We start from the raw sequence: 13,049 nt of genomic DNA on the forward strand, positions 1-13,049 counted from the left end.
CAGACCACGATTGCTCGGCATATGCCTTAAATCGTGGTCTGTCCCTTTTTATGTGTCCCTATTTATGTTCCCGGCGGTCCTGATGAAGATCAAGATCAAAAGATCGCAGCCTTCGGCAGCTCCTATGCGGGACGCGGTGCTTCAACAGGCGGAGTACCGTCGTGAAACATCGTCTTCAGTTGCGCACGCAGTTCCGGTGAGTCGGTGTGCTTGTGAACGCTGACCGCATGCTGTGCGGCGGCCTCGAGCAGTTCGTTTTCAGAGTCTGCGGACAGCGCGACCGAGCATTTGGAATCGCTTGGAAACTCGCGGCAGTCGATGTATTTACGCGCCATGATCTTTTCCTCCCTACAACGAAGGCAGGCCGTGGCCTGCGTGAACGATCACTCGACGCGATACCCCGTACATCAAACACGATTGCAGGTCGCTTCGAGTGTGCCAACTCTTAGAGTATAGGCTCGCCACAGGGCGCATCGTGGCAGGCTTGCAATGACGCAGAGGGGCGTTTTCTTCAATACGGCGTTCAGGCTGCTCATTACCTTGAAGCCTGGTTCAACTGAATTGAAGAAGGTATGCAATGAGTCTGATTCTTTCCATGGCCGCGTTTGCGCTGGCAGCTTCGATTACACCGGGACCGGTGAACATTGTGGCGTTGAGCTCTGGCGCGCAGTTCGGCTTTCGCGCCAGTCAGCGGCATGTGGCCGGGGCGACCCTGGGGTTTGTTCTGCTGTTGGTGCTGATGGGGTTGGGATTGCATGAGGTGTTGCAGCGTTGGCCGGCGCTGACGCGGGTGGTGCAATGGGCGGGGGTGGCGTTTCTGTTGTTCATGGCTTTCAAATTGGCCACTGATAACGGTCAACTCGATGCCAAGGAGTCGGGGCGGGCGCCATCGATGCTGTATGGCGCGGTGATGCAATGGCTCAACCCGAAAGCCTGGCTGGCCTGTGTGGCGGGGATGGGCGCGTTTGTCGCCGATGGCGAGGCGCGGCTGGTGTGGCAGTTTGCGGCGGTGTATCTGGTGATCTGCTACTTGTCGGTGGGGTGCTGGGCCTATGCCGGCACGTTTTTGCGCGGCTACCTGAGCAATCCGGCGGGGATGCGCCTGTTCAATCGGGTCATGGCGTTGTTGCTGGCGGTGAGTGCGGGGTATTTGCTGTTGCCGTAGGTTCCCGGCACAACTCTTATTGCCAATGTTTTCTCTGTGGGAGCGGGCTTGCCCGCGATGGCGTCTGGTCGGCCAACAATGATGTCGAATGCAGTATCGCTATCGCGGGCAAGCCCGCTCCCACAGGGTTTTTAGTCGCTTGACTTAGCCGCGATACTGCCCCGGTGTCGCCGCCAGATGCTGTTTGAACGCGCGCTGAAAATGCGCCTGATCAGCAAACCCTGCTTCCAGCGCCACATCGGCAATCAACTTGCCGTTACGCAGTTGTTCCTGCGCGAACTGGATGCGCCGGTTGATTAGAAACGCATGGGGCGTCATGCCGTAATGCTGCTTGAACGCGCGGATCAGGTACGACGGCGACAGTTGCGCCGCCTCGCAAATATCCTCGAGCTTGAGCATGTGTGTGCAGTTGTCGCGGATATAGTCGGCGGCCCGTTCCAGCTTGAAATTGGGTTCGCGCAGCGGTTGCTCGACAGGGTTGAGCCGCTGTTGCACGTCGGTGAAAAATTCCACCGCCGCGCTGTGCTTGCGCAGCACGTCTTGCTGCGGGTCGATCAACACCTCGTACAAATTCTTCAGGCCAGCAAACAGCTCGACGTCACGATTGTGAGTGATGGAAAACCGGCGAAACGCCGAGTCCTGGCTGAAGCCGAGCTGATGCTGCAAATCGGTCAGCCAAGGCGTCTCGACGTACAGCATCAAGTACGACCACGGCTGGTCGTCGATCGGGTTGCAGGCATGCACATCGCCCGGATTCATCAGCACCACGGTGCCGGCACTGACCTGAAACTCCGATTGCTCGTGAATATAGGTGCTGCGCCCGGCGGTGATCGCGCCAATGGAAAAGTGCGCATGGGAATGCCGGCTGTAGCAGACCTCGCGACCGTCGACGATGGAACGGGCTTCGATGAAGGGCAGGGCGTCGTCACGCCAGAAGCGCGGGGCTTTGTCAGCATCTTTGGTGACGGAGTGCTTCATCCTGGCGTCCTCGGCGGTTCTGCTTTGGAGTGTATTAGCTCTCGCCGTCAAAGGCTCGTTGCAGCATGGCGATGTCGAGTTTTTTCATTTGCAGCATCGCCGCCATGGCGCGCTGGGATTTGGCTGTGTCGGGGTCTTTCATCATGTCCATCAGAACGACCGGCACGACCTGCCACGACACGCCGAACTTATCCTTGAGCCAGCCGCATTGCTGGGCTTCAACGGGACCGCCCGCAGACAGGCGCCCCCAGAAGTGGTCGACTTCTTCCTGAGTGTGACAATTGACCTGGAATGAGATCGCCTCATTGAACTTGAAAACCGGGCCACCGTTGAGGCCGGTGAAGCTCTGCCCATCGAGTTCGAAACTGACGGTCATCACCGAACCTTCCGGCCGGCCGTGGATTTCCTGACCGGCCTTGCCGTAATGGGTGATGCCGGCGATTTTGGAATGATCGAAGATCGCGCAGTAAAACTTCGCGGCGTCCTCGGCCTGATCGTCGAACCACAGGCAAGGCGTGAGTTTTTGAACGCGGTGCATGGCGGTGCTCCTCTGCGGGTTAATCACTCTGGATTATCAGCGTAGTCAGCCTGTGGTGGTCCGGTTGTGCCATAGATCGACAAGTCGTGAGAATTTCCCCAACCCGTTTGGAGCGAATGGGCGGCGACCGGTGGTCGATGAACATGGCTTGTGGGTCAAATTGCGCTTAGCTGTAGGGATAACCCAAGGCGCGCGTAACCCGCCGACCTTGCAGGAGCGAGGCTCGCCCCTTCAGAACACCGTGAGTCTGAGGAAACCCGCAATGCTGACCCTTAATATCAATGGCAAGGACCAGGAACTGGATGTCCCGGCGGACATGCCGTTGCTCTGGGTGCTGCGCGATGTCGCGCACCTGACGGGCACCAAATTCGGTTGTGGCATGGCCCAGTGTGGCGCTTGCACCGTACACGTCGACGGCGCGCCGCTGCGCTCTTGCATCACGCCTGCCACGGCGGTGGCCCACGGGCAGAAAATTCTCACCATCGAAGGCTTGTCCGCCGATGGCTCGCACCCGGTCCAGCAAGCCTGGGCCGAACTCGACGTGGTTCAGTGCGGTTATTGCCAGTCGGGGCAGATCATGTCGGCGGCCGCGTTGCTGGCGAAGATCCCCAAGCCCACCGACAGCGACATCGACCAGGCGCTGTCCGGCAACATCTGCCGCTGCGGCACCTACCCAAGAATCCGCGCCGCGGTCAAACGCGCCGCCGAGATCGGTTGATACCACGTCGAAGGGAGCTGACCCATGAACAGAATCAACCCTGTCTCGCGTCGCGGTTTTCTCAAGGGCAGTGCGGTGTTGGGCGGCGGTCTGGTGGTGGCGTTTGTCATCCCCGGTGCCAATCGCTTTGCCCTCGGCGCCGAGAATCAAGGAAACGTCTTCGCCCCCAATGCCTTTTTACGCATTGGCAACGACAACAGCATCACCGTGCTGCTCGGTCATTCGGAAATGGGCCAGGGCATCTGGACCGGCCTGACCATGTTGATCGCCGAAGAGCTGGACGCCGACTGGTCGAAAATCCGTGTCGAACATGCGCCGGCCTCGGCGGCCGATTATGGCCTGCCGGGATTCGGCGGGATGCAAATTACCGGCGGTTCGACGTCGACCTGGATGGAGTTCGACCGCTATCGCCAGGCCGGAGCGGCGGCGCGCTTGATGCTGATTGAGGCGGCGGCCAAGCGATTCGACGTGGCTCCTTCGCAGATCCGCACCGAATCGGGCGTGGTCATGGCCGGCGACAAGCGCGCCACTTACGGCGAATTGGCGGATGACGCTGGCAAGTTACCGGTGCCGGATCCGGCCTCGATCAAGTTCAAGGAGGCCAAGGACTGGAAGGTCATTGGCAAACCCACTAAGCGCCTCGACACCCCGGAGAAAATCACCGGGCAGGCGAAGTTCGGCATGGATGTGCAATTCGATGGGCTGATGACGGCGATGGTTGCACGTCCACCGGTGTTCGGTGGCAGCGTCAAATCCTTCGAAGGCGCCGAGGCACTGGCGGTGCCGGGCGTGCACAAAGTGGTGCAGGTGCCCACGGGTGTCGCGGTGATTGCCGATCATTATTGGGCGGCGAAGCTGGGGCGCGATGCGCTGAAGGTCGAATGGGACCTGGGGCCGAACGCCGGGCTCGACAGTCAGAAACTGCTGGAAAGCTTCCGTAAACTCGCCGCCACCCCCGGCACTTCCGCCAGTCGGGCCGGGGATGCGACGGCGACACTAGGCAAAGCAGCGAAGACGATTGAAGCAGAATACAGCGTGCCGTACCTGGCTCACGCGCCGATGGAGCCGCTCAACTGCACGGTGAAAATTTCCAAGGACAAATGCGAAATCTGGACCGGCACGCAGTTTCAGACGCTGGATCAGATGATCGCGGGGAAGATCACCGGGCTCAAACCCGAACAGGTAGAGATCCACACCCAATTCCTCGGTGGCGGTTTCGGGCGTCGGGCCAACCCGACCTCGGATTTTGTCAGCGAAGCCGTGTACGTTGCCAAAGCGGCGGGCGCGCCGGTAAAAACCGTCTGGGCCCGAGAGGATGACATTCGCGGCGGTTATTACCGCTCGGCGTTCTTGCATCAGGCGCGCATCGGGCTGGGTGCCGACGGCATGCCAATGGCCTGGAAGCATGTGCTGGTCGGGCAGTCGATCCTGACGGGCACGTCGTTCGCGGCGACCATGGTCAAGGATGGCATCGACAAAACCTCCGTCGAAGGCGTGGCCGACAGTCCTTACCTTGAGGGGCTGGCCAACCACCAAGTCGAACTGCATTCGCCGCAAACCGGCATCAGCGTGCTGTGGTTGCGTTCGGTGGGGCACACCCACACTGCATTCGTCATGGAGTCGTTGATCGATGAACTGGCAGACGCCGCCGGCAAGGATCCGGTGGAATACCGACGCGCCTTGCTCAAGGCGCATCCGCGGCATCTGGGCGTCCTGAATCTGGCAGTAGAGAAAGCCAACTGGAAAGCACCGTTGCCAGACGGTCACGCATTGGGCGTGGCGGTGCATGAGTCTTTCGGCAGTTATGTCGCCCAGGTGGCCGAGGTGTCCCAGGACAATCTGGCGATTCGCGTGCACCGGGTGGTGTGTGCGGTGGACTGCGGCATTGCGGTCAATCCGCAGAGCATCGCCGCGCAGATGGAGTCAGGCATCACCTTTGGTCTCAGTTTTACCTTGCACAGCAAACTGACGTTCAAGGACGGTCAGGTGGAACAGTCCAATTATCACGATTATCAGGTGCTGCGCCTGAACGAGATGCCGGTGGTCGAGGTGCATATCGTCCCCAGCAGCGACAAGCCCGGCGGCATTGGCGAGGTCGGTGTACCGCCCGTGGCGCCGGCCGTGGCGAACGCGGTGTTTGCCCTGACCGGGCAGCGTCTGCGGGAACTGCCGTTGCAACTGTCGGGGGTGTGAGATGAGACGACATGTATTTTGGGGCGCGGTGATGCTGATCGGCCTGGGTGGTTATACCTCGGACCTGTTCGCTGATGATAAAGAGGCGGTGAAGGCGTTCGACACGGTGCAGAAAGTGTTCCAGAGCCCGCGTTGCCAGAACTGTCATATCCCCGGCGATTCACCGTTGCAGTTCGACGCCGGTGTTCCTCACGCAATGAATGTGGTTCGCGGCCTGGACGGCAAAGGCGCAGCCGGTTTGCCATGTGCCAGTTGTCATGCCGAACGCAATCCGCCGGCCAGTTATGGTCCCAACGCTCCACCCGGAGCACCGCATTGGAGCCTGCCGCCAGCCGCACACAAGATGGCCTGGATTGGGCTGCCAGCCGACAAGTTGTGCGCGATGATCAAGGATCGTTCCAGTAATGGCGACCGTGATTTTGCGGCGCTGATCAAGCACGTCAGCGAGGACAAACTGGTGCTCTGGGGCTGGCGCCCGGGCGAGGGACGGGCGCCGGTGCCGGTGCCCCACGACATTTTTGTCACCCAGTTCAAGCTCTGGGCCGATGCTGGAGGGCCGTGTCCGGTGGCAGGAAGCTGACCAGCGGCGCGTTTATAGGGAGTCATACCGGGTATGAGCGACTCTAACGTTCATACCCATCAAGGAGTGAGTGATGTTAACCCCAGGCAAATCGTTTAAACCCGGCGTTGGCGCAGATGCCTTGCGTGCACCGAACATCCTCGACAGCGCGGCGCAGGATCGCGATGTATTGCGCGACCTGGCGCGAAAGGCCGAGCAAGAACTGACGGGTGTGCAGATGGCGAGCATGGATGAATTGACGCTGCTCTCCAATCGTCATGGCTTCGAGGCTTTGGCCCGGTTGGCGCTGGAGGCCTGTCAGCAGTTGGGCATACCCGCGACCCTGCTGTTTTTCGACCTTGATGATTTCAAGCGCATCAACCAGCTGTACGGTCGCGCCGAGGGCGACAACGCCCTGAAAACCTTTGCCGATGTCCTGCGCATCGCCTTTCGTGAAAGCGATGTGATCGGTCGGCTCGGCAGCGATGAGTTTGCTGCCTTGTTGACCGGCACCGACGCCGTGGAAATCGCCGCGATCAGAGCGCGCCTCGAAGAAATACTCGATGAACGCAATGCCACGGCGCATCGTGGCTATGACATTCGCTTCAGTATCGGGCAGATCGAGTTTGATCCTCGGCTGCACCAGACGGCGGAAGACTTGCTGGCCCTGGTCGATAAGGCGCTGCGCGACGCCCGTCATTGTTGAATGGCGTCTTGCAATAGCGCTGCAACGTGCCCGGATCATTTGGCGAACAACTGGTCGATGTTCTTGAATGCCTTGAACTCCAGAGCATTGCCGCAGGGGTCGAAGAGAAACATCGTCGCCTGTTCGCCCACCAATCCCTGAAAGCGGATACCCGGTTCGATCACGAAGCGCGTGCCAAGGGCTTTCAAACGCTCGGCCAGGGCCTCCCATTCCGCCATCCCCAATACCACACCGAAATGCGGCACCGGTACGTCGTGGCCATCCACGGCGTTGGTGTGGGCGGCTTCCTGAGAAGCGTTTTTCGGTGCCAGATGAATGACCAGTTGATGGCCGAAAAAGTTGAAATCGACCCAGTGATCGCTGGAGCGACCTTCTTCCAGGCCGAACACTTCACCATAGAAGCACCGGGCAGCGGCCAAGTCGTAAACCGGGATGGCCAAGTGAAAAGGGGACAGTTGCATCGGACGTGCCTCGACGGGTTGAGAGTTAAGACCGAGTTTAGTCCTGTGCTTTTTGATTGAAAGACGATAGTTTTTGCGACGAGCTCAAATTATTTCGATCAATCGGAGAACCGCATGCTGCGGGAACTGAAAACCTTCATTGCCGTGACACGTCATGGCACGTTCGCTGCGGCAGGCATGCACATTGGCCTGACCCAGTCGGCGGTCAGCGCGCAGATCCGCAACCTCGAACAGGCGTTGGGCATTCGCCTGTTCGATCGCACCGGCCGTCAGGCGATTCTCAACGCCGCAGGGCAGCGGGCGTTACCGATGGCTCGGGAAATCCTTGAGACCTTCAGCCGCATGGCCGTCAGTGATAGCGTCAGCGAGTTTCGTGGCGAATTGAAGATCGGCGCGGTGGCCACCGTCCAGACCGGGTTGTTGCCGCGCGCGCTGTTGCGACTCCGGCAGCAGGCGCCATTGCTGGAGGCGAAGCTGGTGCCGGGGGTATCCCTGAGCCTGTTGAGTCAGGTGGACACCGGCGAAGTGGATCTGGCGATTCTGATCAAGCCACCGTTTGAATTGCCCAAGGAATTGTCGGTGCAAGTCATTCGCCGGGAGCCGTTTGTGCTGATCGTGCCGGCAGACCTTGAGGGCGACGACCCGCTGCAGTTACTCGCCAACCATCCCCACGTACGCTACGACCGCAATTCTTTCGGTGGGCGCTTGGTAACTCGCTTTTTACGTGAGCAGCAGATTGATGTGCAGGTAGCTCTGGAGCTGGATGAGCTGGAAGCTATCGTCAAAATGGTCGAATGCGGGCTGGGTGTTTCGCTATTGCCCGAGGCTGGGCTGTGGCTTGAGCATGGGGCGAAGGTGCGGATCATCCCGTTGGGTGAGCTGACGTTCTACCGGGAGATCGTGCTGTTGCAGCGTTATAGCCAGCGCACACAACCGATCCAGCAGTTGTTTGCGCGGTGTTTGACACAAATCGACGACTGAACACCATCCCCTGTGGGAGTAGTGAACACAAAATCTGTGTACGGCGCGGATTACTGTGGGAGCGGGCTTGCCCGCGATGAGGTCATCACATCCAACATTGATGTTGCCTGACACTCCGCAATCGCGGGCAAGCCCGCTCCCACAGTTGATCGAGTGCGCTGCAAGATTGCAGGCATAAAAAAACCCGCCTGAATCGGCGGGTTTCTTCATGGCTAACCGAAGATCACTCTTCGATGTTGCCCATGGCGGTGGTGTTGAAGCCGCCGTCCACGTACATGATTTCGCCGCTGATGCCGGACGCCAGGTCCGAGCACAGGAAGGCGCCGGCGTTGCCGACTTCGTCGATGGTGACGTTACGACGCAGCGGGGTTTGCGCTTCGTTGGCGGCCAGCATCTTACGGAAGTTCTTGATGCCGGAAGCGGCGAGGGTGCGGATCGGGCCAGCCGATACGCAGTTCACGCGGGTGCCATCCGGGCCCAGGGAGCCGGCCAGGTAACGCACGCCAGCTTCCAAAGAAGCCTTGGCCATGCCCATTACGTTGTAGTTCGGCATGGTGCGCTCGGCGCCCAGGTAGGACAGGGTCAGCAGGCTGCCATTGCGGCCTTTCATCATTTCGCGACCAGCCTTGGCCAGGGCCACGAAGCTGTAGGCGCTGATGTCGTGAGCGATGCGGAAACCTTCACGGGTGGTGGCTTCGGTGAAGTCGCCGTCCAGTTGGTCGCCCGGGGCGAAGCCGACGGAGTGCACGATGCAGTCCAGGCCGTCCCACTTCTTGCTCAGTGCTTCGAAGACCTTGGCGATTTCTTCATCGCTGGCCACATCGCACGGGAAGCACAGCTCAGGGCTGGAGCCCCAGCCTTGTGCGAATTCTTCGACACGACCCTTGAGTTTGTCGTTCTGATAAGTGAAGGCAAGCTCAGCGCCCTCGCGATGCATGGCGGCAGCGATGCCGGATGCGATGGACAGCTTGCTGGCGACACCGACGATCAGTACGCGCTTACCGGCGAGAAAACCCATGTGTTGCTCCTCTTTTCAGGTTTATTGCGCAGTGGCTGGTGCCAGAAAAGCGGCTTCCAGCAACTGCTGTGTATACGGATGTTGGGGGGCGGCAAAGATACTTTGCGCGTCTCCCTGTTCGACCACTTGGCCATGCTTGACCACCATCAGCTGGTGGCTCAGCGCTTTGACGACAGCCAGGTCATGGCTGATAAACAAATACGTCAGGTTGTACTTGGTTTGCAGTGAACGTAGCAGCTCCACCACTTGGCGTTGCACGGTGCGGTCGAGGGCCGAAGTCGGCTCGTCCAGTAGAATCAACGCCGGTTTTAGCACTAATGCCCGGGCAATGGCGATTCTCTGCCGTTGCCCACCGGAAAATTCATGGGGGTAGCGGTGCCGGGTTTCCGGGTCCAGGCCTACCTCCTTGAGTGCTGCAATAATCGCTTGTTCCTGTTCTGCCTCGGTGCCCATCTTGTGGATCCGCAGGCCTTCGCCGACGATCTGGCTCACGCACATCCGTGGGCTCAGGCTGCCGAACGGGTCCTGGAACACCACCTGCATCTCCCGGCGCAGCGGCCGAACTTCGCTCTGCGTCAGGCAGTCTAGCTGCTTGCCTTCAAAACGGATGGTGCCTTTGCTACCGATCAGCCGCAAAATCGCCAGGCCGAGCGTCGACTTGCCAGAACCGCTTTCTCCCACAATCCCCAGGGTCTGGCCCTGGGGCAGGCTGAAATTGATGCCGTCTACCGCTTTGATATGGTCCACGGTCTTTTTCAGAAAGCCTTTCTTGATCGGGAACCAGACTTTCAGGTCCTCGACCTGCAGCAACGGCGGGCCAATCAGATTGGTCGCCGGCTTGCCGCTGGGCTCCGCTGCCAGCAGTTCCCGCGTGTACGGATGCTGCGGCGCGCGGAACAATTCTTCGCACGATGCCTGTTCGACGATGCAACCGCGCTGCATGACACATACCCGATGCGCAATTCTTCGTACAAGGTTCAAATCGTGACTGATCAGTAACAACGCCATGCCCAGACGGGCCTGTAATTCTTTGAGCAGTTCGAGAATTTTCAGTTGAACGGTCACGTCCAGAGCCGTGGTCGGTTCGTCGGCGATCAGCAATTCCGGCTCATTGGCCAGGGCCATCGCGATCATTACCCGCTGGCGCTGGCCGCCGGACAATTCGTGGGGCAGGGCCTTGAGACGCTTCTGCGGTTCGGGGATGCCGACCATTTCCAGCAGTTCCAGCGTGCGTTTGGTCGCGACTTTGCCGGTCAGGCCTTTGTGGATGCCCAGGATTTCGTTGATCTGTTTTTCGATCGAATGCAGCGGATTGAGCGAGGTCATCGGCTCTTGAAAGATCATCGCAATCCGGTTGCCGCGGATGTGGCGGATGGTTTTCTCTTTCAGGTCCAGCAGATTCCGGTCGGAATAAGTGATGGTTCCGGACGGATGCCGGGCCAGCGGGTAGGGCAGCAGTCGCAGGATCGAGTGGGCGGTCACCGATTTGCCGGAGCCGCTTTCTCCCACCAGCGCCAGGGTTTCGCCGCGCTTGATGTCGAAGCTGACGCCCTCGACCACCCGCTGCACGCGCTCACCGACGACAAACTCGACGGCCAGGTCGCGCACTTCGATCAGATTGTCCTGATTCATTTCACTTCCTCGGGTCGAAGGCATCGCGAGCGGACTCGCCGATGAACACCAGCAGACTCAACATCAACGCCAGCACCGCAAACGCACTCATACCCAGCCACGGCGCTTGCAGGTTGGATTTGCCCTGGGCCACCAGTTCACCCAGGGACGGCGCGCCCGGCGGCAGGCCGAAGCCGAGGAAATCCAGGGCGGTCAGCGTACCGATGGCGCCGGTCAGGATGAACGGCATGAAGGTCATGGTCGAGACCATGGCGTTGGGCAGGATGTGGCGGAACATGATCGCACCATTCTGCATACCCAGCGCCCGTGCCGCGCGCACGTATTCCAGATTCCGGCCGCGCAGGAACTCGGCGCGCACCACATCTACCAGGCTCATCCACGAGAACAGCAGCATGATCCCCAGCAGCCACCAGAAATTTGGTTGCACAAAACTGGCCAGAATGATCAGCAGGTACAGCACCGGCAACCCGGACCAGATCTCCAGAAAACGCTGCCCGGCCAGATCGACCCAGCCGCCATAAAAACCCTGCAAGGCTCCGGCGATCACGCCGATGATCGAGCTGAGAATGGTCAGCGTCAAAGCGAACAGCACCGAAATCCGGAAGCCATAAATCACCCGGGCCAGCACATCGCGGCCCTGATCGTCGGTGCCCAGCAGGTTATCGGCCGAAGGCGGCGCGGGGGCTGGGACTTTCAGGTCGTAGTTGATGCTCTGGTAGCTGTAGGGGATCGGCGCCCACAACACCCAGGCGTCCTTGGCCTTGAGCAGTTCGCGAATGTACGGGCTCTTGTAGTTGGCTTCCAGCGGGAATTCGCCGCCGAACGCGGTTTCCGGGTAGCGCTTGAGGGCCGGGAAGTACCAGGCGTTGTCGTAGTGCACCACCAGCGGTTTGTCGTTGGCGATCAACTCGGCACCAAGGCTTGCGCCGAACAGAATCAGGAACAGCCACAACGACCACCAGCCACGCTTGTTGGCCTTGAACAGTTCGAAACGTCGGCGATTGAGAGGGGACAGGTTCATCTCAATGCTCCCGGCTTTCGAAGTCGATGCGCGGATCGACAAAGGTGTAAGTCAGGTCACCGATCAATTTCACCACCAGCCCCAGCAGGGTGAAGATAAACAGCGTGCCGAAGACCACCGGGTAATCGCGGTTGATCGCCGCCTCGAAACTCATCAGTCCCATGCCGTCGAGGGAGAAGATCACTTCCACCAGCAACGAGCCGGTGAAAAAGATCCCGATGAACGCCGAGGGGAAACCGGCGATCACCAGCAGCATGGCGTTGCGAAACACATGGCCGTACAGCACGCGGTGGCGGGTCAGGCCCTTGGCCTTGGCGGTGACCACGTACTGCTTGTTGATTTCGTCGAGGAAGCTGTTTTTGGTCAGCAGGGTCATGGTCGCGAAGTTGCCGATCACCAAGGCAGTCACCGGCAGCGCCAGGTGCCAGAAGTAATCGAGGATCTTGCCGCCAGTGCTCAGCTCATCGAAGTTGTTCGAGGTCAGGCCCCGCAACGGAAACCAGTCGAAATAGCTGCCGCCGGCGAACACCACAATCAGCAAGATGGCAAACAGGAACGCCGGGATCGCATAACCGACGATGATCGCCGAACTGGTCCAGACGTCGAAGTGGCTGCCATGTCGCGTCGCCTTGGCGATCCCCAGCGGGATCGACACCAGGTACATGATCAGCGTGCTCCACAACCCGAGGGAGATCGATACCGGCATCTTTTCCTTGATCAGGTCGATGACCTTGGCGTCGCGGAAGAAGCTGTCGCCGAAATCCAGGGTGGCGTAGTTCTTGATCATGATCCACAAACGTTCCGGCGCCGATTTATCGAAGCCGTACATGTGCTCGATTTCCTTGACCAGCGCCGGGTCCAGGCCTTGCGCCCCACGATAGGCGGAACCCGCCACCGACACTTCGGCACCGCCGCCGGCGATGCGGCTGGTGGCGCCTTCGAAGCCTTCGAGCTTGGCGATCATCTGTTCCACCGGCCCGCCGGGGGCGGCCTGGATGATCACGAAGTTGATCAGCAAAATGCCGAGCAGGGTCGGGATGATCAGCAGCAGTCGCCGAAAAATATACGCCAGCATCTGA

At 59.8% G+C, this 13,049-nt stretch carries 14 protein-coding genes; 6 read left to right on the forward strand and 8 right to left on the reverse strand.

What is annotated here, in order from left to right:
- Positions 1 to 122 precede the first annotated feature (122 nt).
- Positions 123 to 335: a DUF1059 domain-containing protein gene (locus AB7M26_RS17100; RefSeq protein WP_008074349.1), complete on the reverse strand. Its 213-nt coding sequence runs from the start codon at positions 333 to 335 to the stop codon at positions 123 to 125.
- Between the two features lie 242 nt (positions 336 to 577).
- Between AB7M26_RS17100 and AB7M26_RS17105 the strand changes: the two genes are divergently transcribed.
- Positions 578 to 1,165, forward strand: coding sequence for a LysE family translocator (locus tag AB7M26_RS17105; RefSeq protein ID WP_063343467.1), 588 nt, complete (start codon positions 578 to 580; stop codon positions 1,163 to 1,165).
- Between the two features lie 144 nt (positions 1,166 to 1,309).
- On the opposite strand, the gene AB7M26_RS17110 is transcribed toward AB7M26_RS17105, so the two are convergent.
- Together AB7M26_RS17110 and AB7M26_RS17115 are read right to left on the reverse strand one after the other, a co-directional pair.
- Positions 1,310 to 2,143, reverse strand: a complete 834-nt coding sequence (locus AB7M26_RS17110; protein ID WP_123495118.1) for an AraC family transcriptional regulator — start codon at positions 2,141 to 2,143, stop codon at positions 1,310 to 1,312.
- A gap of 34 nt (positions 2,144 to 2,177) precedes the next feature.
- Complete coding sequence (locus AB7M26_RS17115; protein WP_123495117.1) at positions 2,178 to 2,681, reverse strand: VOC family protein; 504 nt, start codon at positions 2,679 to 2,681, stop codon at positions 2,178 to 2,180.
- A gap of 262 nt (positions 2,682 to 2,943) precedes the next feature.
- Here AB7M26_RS17115 and AB7M26_RS17120 point away from each other — a divergent pair, with 262 nt between their 5' ends.
- The 4 genes from AB7M26_RS17120 to AB7M26_RS17135 all read left to right on the forward strand — a co-directional run bounded on the left by AB7M26_RS17120 (position 2,944) and on the right by AB7M26_RS17135 (position 6,857).
- Positions 2,944 to 3,399, forward strand: coding sequence for a (2Fe-2S)-binding protein (locus AB7M26_RS17120; protein ID WP_007906916.1), 456 nt, complete (start codon positions 2,944 to 2,946; stop codon positions 3,397 to 3,399).
- 24 nt (positions 3,400 to 3,423) lie between these two features.
- Positions 3,424 to 5,592 (forward strand): xanthine dehydrogenase family protein molybdopterin-binding subunit, encoded by a 2,169-nt coding sequence (locus tag AB7M26_RS17125; protein ID WP_123495116.1) that lies wholly within the window; start codon positions 3,424 to 3,426, stop codon positions 5,590 to 5,592.
- Between the two features lies 1 nt (position 5,593).
- A complete protein-coding gene (locus tag AB7M26_RS17130) occupies positions 5,594 to 6,172 on the forward strand; it encodes a hypothetical protein (protein WP_123495115.1) in 579 nt (192 codons plus the stop codon).
- A 73-nt stretch (positions 6,173 to 6,245) separates the two neighbouring features.
- Complete coding sequence (locus AB7M26_RS17135; RefSeq protein ID WP_123495114.1) at positions 6,246 to 6,857, forward strand: GGDEF domain-containing protein; 612 nt, start codon at positions 6,246 to 6,248, stop codon at positions 6,855 to 6,857.
- Positions 6,858 to 6,892: 35 nt separating this feature from the next.
- On the opposite strand, the gene AB7M26_RS17140 is transcribed toward AB7M26_RS17135, so the two are convergent.
- A complete protein-coding gene (locus AB7M26_RS17140; protein WP_123495113.1) occupies positions 6,893 to 7,318 on the reverse strand; it encodes a VOC family protein in 426 nt (141 codons plus the stop codon).
- A gap of 114 nt (positions 7,319 to 7,432) precedes the next feature.
- On the opposite strand from AB7M26_RS17140, the gene AB7M26_RS17145 reads away from it, so the two are divergent.
- Positions 7,433 to 8,299 carry a LysR family transcriptional regulator gene (locus AB7M26_RS17145; RefSeq protein WP_123495112.1) on the forward strand — a complete coding sequence of 289 codons (867 nt, stop codon included), beginning with the start codon at positions 7,433 to 7,435 and terminating at the stop codon, positions 8,297 to 8,299.
- 223 nt (positions 8,300 to 8,522) lie between these two features.
- Here the strand turns inward: AB7M26_RS17145 and fabI are convergent, their stop codons facing one another.
- Genes fabI through AB7M26_RS17165 form a run of 4 tightly spaced genes read right to left on the reverse strand, consistent with a single transcriptional unit; the run spans position 8,523 to position 13,045 of the window.
- Entirely contained in the window at positions 8,523 to 9,317 is a 795-nt protein-coding gene (gene fabI, locus AB7M26_RS17150) for an enoyl-ACP reductase FabI (protein WP_007906751.1), read from the reverse strand.
- Between the two features lie 21 nt (positions 9,318 to 9,338).
- Positions 9,339 to 10,949, reverse strand: coding sequence for an ABC transporter ATP-binding protein (locus AB7M26_RS17155; protein ID WP_123495111.1), 1,611 nt, complete (start codon positions 10,947 to 10,949; stop codon positions 9,339 to 9,341).
- 1 nt (position 10,950) lies between these two features.
- Positions 10,951 to 11,970, reverse strand: a complete 1,020-nt coding sequence (locus AB7M26_RS17160) for an ABC transporter permease (RefSeq protein ID WP_008074378.1) — start codon at positions 11,968 to 11,970, stop codon at positions 10,951 to 10,953.
- A 1-nt stretch (position 11,971) separates the two neighbouring features.
- Complete coding sequence (locus AB7M26_RS17165) at positions 11,972 to 13,045, reverse strand: microcin C ABC transporter permease YejB (RefSeq protein WP_123495110.1); 1,074 nt, start codon at positions 13,043 to 13,045, stop codon at positions 11,972 to 11,974.
- Between the last annotated feature and the right edge of the window lie 4 nt (positions 13,046 to 13,049).

This window comes from Pseudomonas sp. F-14 TE3482, assembly GCF_053629455.1.